The sequence below is a fragment of the Aestuariicoccus sp. MJ-SS9 genome (assembly GCF_032586235.1).
Classification (GTDB): Bacteria; Pseudomonadota; Alphaproteobacteria; order Rhodobacterales; family Rhodobacteraceae; genus Aestuariicoccus.
In genome coordinates this window covers 1-1,086 of the sequence record NZ_JAWHTD010000123.1, presented here as the reverse complement: position 1 = coordinate 1,086, position 1,086 = coordinate 1, and the positions used below count along the sequence as shown (strand labels likewise).

1 protein-coding gene is annotated in these 1,086 nt (G+C 60.7%); it reads right to left on the bottom strand.

Going from position 1 to position 1,086, the window contains the following annotated elements; all coding sequences use genetic code 11:
- Positions 1 to 90 precede the first annotated feature (90 nt).
- Positions 91 to 672, bottom strand: coding sequence for a hypothetical protein (locus tag RXV88_RS23545; protein ID WP_316296174.1), 582 nt, complete (start codon positions 670 to 672; stop codon positions 91 to 93).
- Positions 673 to 1,086: the final 414 nt, after the last annotated feature.

Genomic DNA, 1,086 nt, shown 5'->3' with positions numbered 1-1,086 from the left:
CGCCGACGAGATCCTCACCTCCGTCCAACGCTTTTGCCAGAAATCATTGGCAAGAACTTCAGATTCAGGTGACTAGCCATGTTCTTGTCCTCAATTCAGCGCAGAAAGGCATTTGGAAATGGACTCCGCGACACGGGCGCGGGCAGTGCGGTCAATCGTTACGGAAGGGTCGTTCGGAAAAGCCAGGAATAGACTTTGCGTGGTGCCGGATGACACGACGGCCGCCCAATGCGGATCGCGCAGCGGTTCGACCGGGCGGTACTGACGTTCGGGAAGATCGCCTTCGCGGGGCACGAAGGCGTATTCGATCTGGCCGCGGGCCGTCAGGAAAAGCGGCAGCGTGGTGTCTCCGACCGTAATCGGGATGACGAAGTAAAGGTCCGGCGTGCCTCCGATGCAGTTCTGATCGTTGGCGCAGCGGCCCGGTGCTTGGGGGAAGATCAGCTCTGGTCCGTTCTCGCGGAAAAGCCTGGTGACGTTCACTTCTTCGAAAGGGTCCGCCGCAGCAGCGGCTTCGGCAAGGGCGCGGGGCAGGCCGTTGGCCAGGAAATGGGCGTATTGCGCCTGATCTTCGGCGGCATCGCCCGCGCCGCTCAACGCATGGAGCGCAAATTCGATCGCGCCGCCGCCGGCGACTTCGACCTTCCCGATGTGACCTGTCGCCTTGTCCATGGTGCAGTCCGCCGCGCTTGCGCCGCCCGCTGCCATGAATGCCAGAACAATCGCCTGTTTCAGGAATGTATCCACAGCTTCAAGCTCGGAAAAAATTTCAAATACGTTGATATGTTAGCTGTGATTACGATTCCGGTCAAGATTTTCACTCCCCGGAACCCGCGCGCGCGCCCTTTGCCAAACCACGGGATCAGGACGTCTGCGCGCGTGGGCCGAAAAGTCGCGCTGCCACTTGGGGTTGTCAGTTGACCTTAACAGTCCGCCGGGCTTGGCCCGCGCGGGCGCTCGCCCGGCGGTCATGGCCGTCCGGGACCGTCGCAGCGGCGCTGGAGCCGTCAGTAGTCGGGTCTGAACAACGCCCAACGCTCTGAATTTATGTGAGAAATGTCTTATTTTGTTGGCTTTGGCCTGCAG